Annotated in this window: 9 protein-coding genes; 1 reads left to right on the top strand and 8 read right to left on the bottom strand. The window is 40.3% G+C overall.

Annotation, left to right across the window (positions count from 1 at the left end; genetic code table 11):
- Nucleotides 1-31: 31 nt before the first annotated feature.
- The 4 genes from H6F41_RS18215 to ileS all read right to left on the bottom strand — a co-directional run bounded on the left by H6F41_RS18215 (nucleotide 32) and on the right by ileS (nucleotide 4,859).
- Nucleotides 32-733 (bottom strand): AvaI/BsoBI family type II restriction endonuclease, encoded by a 702-nt coding sequence (locus H6F41_RS18215; RefSeq protein WP_190404881.1) that lies wholly within the window; start codon nucleotides 731-733, stop codon nucleotides 32-34.
- Nucleotides 734-1,210, bottom strand: a complete 477-nt coding sequence (locus tag H6F41_RS19205; RefSeq protein WP_408962553.1) for a DNA cytosine methyltransferase — start codon at nucleotides 1,208-1,210, stop codon at nucleotides 734-736.
- The gene (locus tag H6F41_RS19200) at nucleotides 1,119-1,862 is read right to left on the bottom strand and encodes a DNA cytosine methyltransferase (RefSeq protein ID WP_190404879.1); all 744 of its coding nucleotides are present in this window, start codon (nucleotides 1,860-1,862) and stop codon (nucleotides 1,119-1,121) included. Before H6F41_RS19200 ends, H6F41_RS19205 begins: the two co-directional genes overlap by 92 nt.
- 108 nt (nucleotides 1,863-1,970) lie before the next feature.
- Nucleotides 1,971-4,859, bottom strand: a complete 2,889-nt coding sequence (ileS, locus tag H6F41_RS18200; protein ID WP_190404878.1) for an isoleucine--tRNA ligase — start codon at nucleotides 4,857-4,859, stop codon at nucleotides 1,971-1,973.
- A gap of 123 nt (nucleotides 4,860-4,982) precedes the next feature.
- Here ileS and H6F41_RS18195 point away from each other — a divergent pair, with 123 nt between their 5' ends.
- Nucleotides 4,983-5,597 carry a hypothetical protein gene (locus tag H6F41_RS18195; protein ID WP_190404877.1) on the top strand — a complete coding sequence of 205 codons (615 nt, stop codon included), beginning with the start codon at nucleotides 4,983-4,985 and terminating at the stop codon, nucleotides 5,595-5,597.
- Between the two features lie 296 nt (nucleotides 5,598-5,893).
- On the opposite strand, the gene H6F41_RS18190 is transcribed toward H6F41_RS18195, so the two are convergent.
- The 4 genes from H6F41_RS18190 to H6F41_RS18175 form a co-directional block, all read right to left on the bottom strand.
- Nucleotides 5,894-6,133 (bottom strand): hypothetical protein, encoded by a 240-nt coding sequence (locus tag H6F41_RS18190; RefSeq protein WP_190404876.1) that lies wholly within the window; start codon nucleotides 6,131-6,133, stop codon nucleotides 5,894-5,896.
- A 131-nt stretch (nucleotides 6,134-6,264) separates the two neighbouring features.
- Entirely contained in the window at nucleotides 6,265-8,016 is a 1,752-nt protein-coding gene (locus H6F41_RS18185) for a DUF4209 domain-containing protein (protein WP_190404875.1), read from the bottom strand.
- Between the two features lie 127 nt (nucleotides 8,017-8,143).
- A complete protein-coding gene (locus tag H6F41_RS18180; RefSeq protein WP_190404874.1) occupies nucleotides 8,144-8,356 on the bottom strand; it encodes a hypothetical protein in 213 nt (70 codons plus the stop codon).
- A gap of 60 nt (nucleotides 8,357-8,416) precedes the next feature.
- Entirely contained in the window at nucleotides 8,417-8,662 is a 246-nt protein-coding gene (locus H6F41_RS18175) for a toxin-antitoxin system HicB family antitoxin (protein WP_190404873.1), read from the bottom strand.
- Between the last annotated feature and the right edge of the window lie 188 nt (nucleotides 8,663-8,850).

Here is an 8,850-nt window from a genome sequence, read left to right as displayed (position 1 = left end):
AGAGGTTCAATAATCTCCCACTCTTTATCGCTTAGGCTACTGCTATATCCCATGTTTGATCCCTTTCATTACTCTTCCTAAGATACCAAATGGGTTCTATAGATTTATTCAGTAAAACGATATCAATATTCTTACTTACTTGAGGAACATTAACATTGTAAATCAGCAGTCTTTGCTCACCATTACCTGTCTGCCACTTGATGGCTTTGATTGATTCTGCTATGTCTAGCATGTACTCTGTCGAACTAATAAAGACACTATTGGTAGCGAAATGGAAGTCAATCTGGCATATTTGCAGTTGAGATATTACAAAGCGATTTAATTTCTCATTGGCAATAGAGCCAACAATATTTCGCATTTTACCTCCAAGTGCATCACCTGAAGTTAGTAGATACCGATAAATAACTTCGTCTATGTATTCTTGACCACAAGGGATTAAAACTCTATCAACGAAATCCGTTAATAGTCTTTCTTTGTCAACATTAGATAAATGAGCTTTAGCTTTGACGGATATACCCGCAGCTTCCAACAAACTTTCTCTAATTTTAATGATCGAGAGAATATCGCGAGGTTGATTTGTGTGAGCTTGCAGAGTTGCTTTTAGAGCCTTTGCTTTATCAATAAAAGGAATGGCCTCTTTATTTCTACGTAAGGCATACTCAAGAAATCCACTTCTCCTTGCCTCAGGTGTCGTTATCAAACTAGCAGCAGATAATACGTTCAAATTATTCATTTATTCATCCTGAAAGAATTGCTCCATAATTGACTTAGCAATCGCCTCAGCAAGAAGAGGTGGAACTGCATTTCCAACCTGTCCAAATTGGGTCATCGTGACAACTCGTTTACTACTATAAGAATCCAATCTTGTTCCTAAAAATTCCCACTCTATCGGAAATGTCTGTAAACAAGCCAACTCTCTCACTGTAAGCATTCTATCCTCAAATGGATGAATAAAGTCTCTATACCCACTTCTCGTTACAGCAGGTGAGGGCTTATCAGGATCAAGTCTTCTATAAGTAGAACCAAAAGATTTCGTAAAGTCACTTAGTTTAGTCCCAATCTTTACTACTTGGATTTTGGCAATGGTTGAAGGAGCATGAGCCGTTTTTTGATGGTTTTTAATATCCATGGTTGATGATTCTTTCTTTAATTGTTTCTGAAACCCGAATGGCAGTTTCTGAAGGTTCTGCTGCTGCTGGTAATTCCCCAATTGCGTCCCAAACTGTTTTCCAATGATTCCTATTCGTTTTGAATAAGTCCATTTGTGATTCTGATGAAGATGTATGCGTTGGTGTCGGGAAGTCAAATTTCTTGCCTATGCGATTTCCAACAATAATAATTCTCTCCCTAAATTGAGGAACACCATAATCAACAGCATTCAAAATTTGGTAAGACAGTCTATATTCATAAATTTTGTCATTATAAACAATTTCCTGTGAAGCCTCTTTCAATATAGCATCTAGTGCTTTGCCTTCTGACCAATTCACCAGTCCTTTTACATTTTCCATGACAAAAGCTACTGGTAAAGATTCTCGAACCACTCTAATATATTCTAAAACTAACTTTCCTCTAGGATCGTCCATTCCCATTCGCTTACCAGCTAGACTAAAACTTTGGCAGGGCGGTCCACCTATTACTAATGCAGGTTCTAAGGGTTGCAGATCTCCTGCTTTTAAGATTTCTAGAGTTGATAGTTTTGTAATATCTCCTTCTATGACATTAACGTTTGGCATATTTCGTCTCAATGTTTCACAACATGATGGGTCTTGTTCCACAGCAACAGCAGTTTCAAAACCAGCTTTATGAAAGCCAATATCCATTCCACCAGCACCAGAAAAAAGACTGATAATTTTTTTAGCCATTTATGTTCTTCAGAAATTTGGAGACATGAGTGTGTATAGGTATATAGGCGATCGCCTATTTATCATTTTTATTGTTGAAATAAACGATCGCCAACTAATCTCGATTTACTAAAAAGTACCTGCTAATGCACCGACACAGCGATCGCAAATATGGGGATGCTCAGCCGACTCACCGATATGGGTGGAATAGTTCCAGCAGCGAGGGCATTTTTCGCCATCAGCTTTGACTACAGCGATCTTGAGATTAGTTGATTCACCTGTGAAGTCAGTAGTAGATAACTTTTTTACAATCTCAGCTTGTGAAACGATGAAAAGATAGCGCAACTCTTCACCAAGAGAAGCTAAATAATCCTTTTGAGTTGGATCAGATACAGTCAGCAAAACCTTAGCTTCCAATGGTGCGCCAATGAGTTTACCTGTTCGGGCCGATTCCAAGACTTTATTGACTTCCGATCGCACTTCGCGGAGATATTCCCACTTGGTGGCAAGTTCAGGCTTCTGCCATTCATCATGAGCAGTAAACCAACCAGCTTGGAAGACTGACTTGCTAGGGGTAGGATAGGGTAAATGTTGCCAAATATCTTCGGCGGTGTGAGCTAGTACAGGTGCGATCGCCTTCGCAATCATTTCTAGGCAATACATCAATACGGTTTGACAACTGCGACGACGAGCAACATTGGGCGCACTGATATAGAGGCGATCTTTAGCAATATCTAAATAGAAGTTTGATAAATCGACGGTGCAGAAGTTCTGAATAGTTTGGAAGAAGCGCGAGAATTGGAATTTCTCATAGGCTTCAGTGATGTCTTTAGTAACTTCGGAAAGACGATGGAGGATATAGCGATCGCTTTCTGATAAATCGGCATAGGCGACAGTATCTTTAGCAGGATCGAAGTCAAAAAGATTACTGAGTAAGAATCTTGCTGTATTCCGAATCTTGCGTGATACATCGGACATTTGCGCCAAAATGGTCTTGCCGATCGGTACATCACCGTTATAGTCCACACTCGCCGCCCATAGACGAATTACATCTGCACCGTATGGCGGTTCTTTCTTCTGGTCTTTACCACCATTGATCACCACCATCGGATCGACAATGTTACCGAGGGATTTACTCATCTTCTGTCCTTTCTCATCAAGGACAAAGCCGTGAGTTAATACGGTCTTGTATGGTGCATAGCCATTGGTTGCCACACTAGTTAGGAGCGAAGATTGGAACCAGCCACGATGTTGATCAGAGCCTTCGAGATAGATATCGGCAGGGTAGTTGAGAGCATAGGGAACTAGTTTGGAATTATGGCTCTCACCACCGAGCACCCCAGCCCATGAAGAACCAGAGTCAAACCAAACATCCATTGTGTCCGTACCTTTGCGATACTTGCGACCGTTATTTTTATAGGATTCAGGAAGTAGATCTTCTACTTCTCTTTCCCACCACACATCGGAGCCATGTTCACGAATGAGATCTTGAATATGCGTAACTGTCTCTTCGGTGAGCAAAGGTTCATTTGTCTCTTCGTCATAAAATACGGGAATCGGTACACCCCAAGTGCGCTGACGGGAAATACACCAGTCCGATCGCTCTTGCACCATGGAGGTAATCCGATTCTCACCGATCGCAGGAATCCAGTTAACTTCTTTGATCGATTTCAAAGCATCTTCGCGGAAACCATCAACGGAGGCGAACCATTGCTCGGTGGCGCGAACAATCACGGGTTTCTTAGTGCGCCAATCGTAGGGATATTTGTGGTTATAGGCTTCTTCTTTAATAAGAGTTCCATTAGCAGTCAAGATTTCCACAACCTTGGCATTACCTTCTTTTAGCACGCTTAAACCTGCCAATTCTTCGCCAGCATCTTCATTGAAAATACCGCGATCGTCAACGAGGGAAATCATGCCCAAATGATATTTCTTGCCCACCACAAAGTCATCTTGACCATGATTGGGTGCAGTATGAACTAAGCCTGTACCAGACTCGGCGGTGACGTGATCGCCTAAAACAATGGGACTGGGGCGATCAACAATGGGGTGTTTTGCAACTGTTCCTTCAAGCACATCACCCTTAAATGTGTATTTAACTTCCAAGGCTTGCTCAAAGGTCTCGGCTAATTTCTCAACTAGTTCTGTAGCGACGATGTAGTTTTTATCGCCAGCAGCAACGATGCTGTAACTAAGATGGGGATTAGCACTAATTCCTAAGTTAGCGGGAATTGTCCAAGGTGTCGTTGTCCAGATCACGGCATGGAGATTGGTTAGATCGGCGATCGCCTTCAACTTCTCGCTAGGTTTGGTGACGGGGAAGGCAACATAGATACTACGCGAAATATGATTTTCAGGATATTCCAATTCTGCTTCCGCAAGCGCGGTATGGGAACTAGGTGACCAATAGACAGGTTTCAATCCGCGATAGATATAGCCTTTCAGTGCCATCTTCCCGAATACACCGATTTGGGCAGCTTCATATTCAGGCTTGAGGGTGTAATAGGCATTCTCATAGTCACCCCAAACACCCCAACGCTGAAAGCCATTCGCTTGCTCACTAATCGTTTGCAGTGCAAATTCCTTGGCTTTCTTCCGCAATTGCAAAGGCGTTAAAGTGGCACGTTCCTCGGCTTTGATATTTTGCAAAACCTTAAGCTCGATTGGTAAGCCGTGACAGTCCCAACCCAGCACATAGCGGACTTTGTAGCCACGCAATAACTTATAGCGATTAATAATATCCTTTAAAACTTTGTTTAAAGCATGACCCATGTGCAGCGTACCATTAGCATATGGGGGGCCATCATGGAGCGTAAAGACATCACCGTGGTTATTGTGGATGAGGTCTTCGTAAATCTCCTGCTCCTGCCAAAATTTTTGAATCTCAGGCTCTTTAATCACAGCATTTGCCCGCATCGAAAAGTCGGTTTGCGGCAAGTTAACGGTGTCCTTATATTGGTTTAATTCGGAGGAACTATCCGTGAGATTCTCAGATTTGGCTTTAGGAGCAGATGTCATCGTTCTGTATTAGGTTAGATTGGGTTGTTTATATCGAGCAGCGATCGCTATTATAACCATCGCCAGTATAGTTAGAACATAGCCTCACGGCTTGGCATAGATGAATAAATTGGTTGTATACCTATGGCTCTCAAGATTGGTAAGTTAGAGATCGGGATTCGATTGCTGATTTCCCTGATTGCGATCGCAATTGCATATGGGTTAGCAGGCGCACAGTTATGTACTTTCTTGCGTACTGACGACTACCTCAATGCAGGTTTGCTATTTTTACTGTCAACCATGGCGATATTGGCGATACCCCAAAGTCTTGGCGGATTGTTAGCGGCGATCGTCGCAGTGATTATTGTCTATTGGCAATCCTCTAATATCACCTATAGCTTGATCACAGCAGGTGTTTGCTTAGGACTATATCTCTTAAATTTCCCAGATCTGCGTTACGATCCTGCCCCAGACAAAAGGCTAGCCATCCGTGAAATTGTGGCAACTGTGATCACAATTGTTTTTATGGTGGCGATGACTTGGCTAGTCTTACAGAGTCCTGCTAATTGGCTAAATATGACATTAATTGGGGCAGTTGCCGCTGCCATCACCCTAGTGGGCAAACAACTCCTTGATACAGGCTTGTCACAAAAAAATATCTGGAAATTATTTGGCATCGTGACCGCAAGTAGTTTTGCGATCGGATTAATGATCAGGGCAATTATCTATGCCACCACTAAACCAGTAATCCTGTATTAAAGTACAAATCAGGGACAACAGCCGCATTACTTGGGGTTGGCAGATTTAAATGCTGATATTTTTAGTGTCATTACTTCTTTTCAGCAAAAAGACTTTCTTAGCTATTTCCTTGAGACTAGGTTCATGAATTTATTTTAACAAGGATTGAAAGCGATCGCTTAGTCGCGGATTTGCAATGCAATCACCCAATAAATCAAAATATCAGTCTGCTTCAAGGTTATCTCTGATTGCATCATAGTCGATCGCTATCTAAGAGAATAAATTAACAAAATCCGTAGCTTTAGCGATCGCTTTCACTATTTCTCGTGGACTACTAAATCAATAAATTCTTCTCTCTCTTCTCCTGTCATCTTTTCCCAATCATAGCCACGCTCTTTTGCGGCTAGTTTGACTTTATCCGCGCCATAGCTAGATAAGTCTTGCCATTGCTGCCATTGAGAAAGCAATAGGAATCTAAATATTTCTATTTTTTGCTCTTGTGGTAGTTGTTTAACAAGTTCTACAACTTGCTCGTTACTTAGTGTTAGGCTTGGCATTTTGGTGTTCTCCAGATATTGATTCTAAAAAATAATGTTACTTGGTTTGATTGCATAGTGGTCAGGCTTGATCGCTCAATAAATTGCTAATGTGATTAGCGATCACTACCAATCAATATTCTGGATGTTAATTAAAGTTGTTTATGTCTTAAAAGTCCTAATACAAGAAGAATATGAATTAGCCTTTCTACAACAACTTGGGAACATTTATGTTGCAGGGAAATGCCATGACAAACATCATTACGGATATTCCAGCCTCGTTGATCGGTTAAAACCACTCGAAAATAAAGAGAAGCATCTTCACCTAATGCCTGTTTTACCTGTTCACTTCGGAGAAGGTCATCAAGTGTTATCAAGTGAAAACCACCACCTCGTCCACGCTTTAAAACTGTCCCGCCAGAAATCTCCACCAGTTTTCTCACTGCTGCCTCAATCTGTGGAATGAGTAGGTGAGTAGCTACAATAAAATCTCTCTCAAAATAATTTTGAACTCCTTTAAGCAAAAAGTCTCTTTGAAGAGTATCAAAAACTGGAGAATGAAATAAGTAGTTGACTAACTTATCAGAGTCAATGCTAAATTTCTTAATTGCTTGATCTAAAACCGCATTTAGAAATATTGCAGATACATTCAAGTTTTGAGATGCTTGGATTACAACATTTCCATCTAAGTCTTCTTCTAATGAACCTACAGTAGCAACAAATCGTCCTTGCTCATCTGTTATGTGCTTGTCAAGTAGAAAGCTAATCGGAGCAATCCTTGTTAGATCGTATAGTTGTTTTTCAATCTCATTTCGTTGAGGAATATAATGTATGGCAATACGGGTAAGAGCCTCGTCAAGATTGCCGTCTAAAATTTGTTCAATATAAACTTCAAGTTCGTCAAGAGAAATTTTCATTTCATGGGGTATTGCTTTCATATCATTTTGAACTTTGATACCAAGCTCTCGGATAATTTTTACCAGACGCTCTGCATCATCGAGAAGATTGAACTGTGTATAGACACGATGCATATGTTCTAACAAAGAAGATGCAGTCAACGGATCTACCCTGCTAGATGTACTTTCAAAAGACTTTCCTAATGTTCTGATTACACGAGAACATTCTTCTTCTAATCCTTTTGAACGATAATAGCGAGCTAGTCGTTCAGCAGCTTTTTCACATATGGTTCCATCTTTGAGTCTATTTAATCTATCTTCGAGATCCTCTATCACCTCTTTTTCTTCCTCTGTAGAAAGAATAACTTTTTTGCTGTCAATGAGTAAATCGAAACTGAAACCCCAGAGACCTGGTTTAGAATCTTCAGCAACAAAACGCTCGTAGTCTAAAATTATTTCTTTTGCACTTCTAATTAGTTCTTGGCTTTTGAAGGAAGTAGCAATGAATAAACCTCGTTCAAGCTTCTGGATAATGTCAACCGCATACTCATGGTTTCTTTCTTTAGCTACTTTAAGTAGTGCCTGACAATAAGTAATTGCTACTGAATAATGAGGCTTTTTCCCAGTTGTTTTTTCAGTAAAATCCCACACTAATCCTGCATACCGTGCTTGCATAAGAGAATTATTTGTTGATTGAAATCTCTCAGTCCAATAGGAAATAACTTTTTCATTCACTAATTGAATACTTGGACTTTCCAGCACTTGCCCATCTTCTGTTGGAACTATCATCATTGGCGCAAAATATGTCCCCCAGCTATTTTTATGATTCGCGCTGTTCTCCCTAAACGAAAAAGCCAGTATTTCATATATCCATTCCTGACAAGGTTCTTCTTCTTTATCGCTATCTCTTAATTCTTCTAGTTTTGACTTAATAGCATATTCAGAAACACCTATTAATGTTTCAAGAGTAATAAGCTTGTCATCTAATGTGCTTTTTGAAGGATTCATAGGTCTAATTTTCTAGGGATAGATTCTTTGATAGATGATTCAGCGACTCTGAGAAAGCACTTCACTCTCTGCTAGCAGTTGGATTGAGATTTACAGGGTAGATTTGCGATCGCAATATAGCCATATTTCAAAGCCCATCAAAATCTGTAACAGCAAACTCTTGCTGAATCTGAGAAAGCTCAACTTGAATTTGCGGATCTTGCGCCATTGCCGCTAATTCATTTCTAATCCGAATTTGATGCGCTATATGCTCCAAAAGCCATAACTGCTCAGTTAGATTGAGAGCATCTACATATTTAGTAATTGCCTCAAGAATGATTGACTTTTCTCTAATTATCATCAGTTCTACGCTTGTTTAATAATTAAAGTCTATTAACTACAAGGGAATCACAAAAATTTATTAAATGGCTGGAACTTTGTCATAGGCTTCTGGCTCAACATCAGGAACTTTTGCCAAGATTGCCTCATACTTTGCTCGACTACCCCTCTTAGCCCGTTCACTGAGATAACTTTCTGTCATCAGCGCTGACAACTTTTCAGCGATCGCTGTAGATATGAATTGATCAATAGAAATACCATCACGACTTGCAAGTTCAGACAAACTCTTGTGTAAAGAATCAGGAATTTGAACTTGGACGATACTCATGGCAACTTTCCTATCAACCGTAAAAAATCTGGAGGCTTAAACAATTGTATTCCAAACTGTTCAACACCGTTAAAGTCACGAGTGTTATAAGTAGCCATGCAGAATTATTTACACATATCCGAACTAATGGGAAGATTCTAAGAATCACCATATCCGAACTAATTACTGTGAGACTAATTGAGCCACTT

The organism is Pseudanabaena mucicola FACHB-723 (genome assembly GCF_014696385.1).
Classification (GTDB): Bacteria; Cyanobacteriota; Cyanobacteriia; order Pseudanabaenales; family Pseudanabaenaceae; genus Pseudanabaena.
The sequence above is the reverse complement of the archived record's forward strand: the minus strand, read 5'-3'. Positions and strand labels throughout refer to the sequence as shown.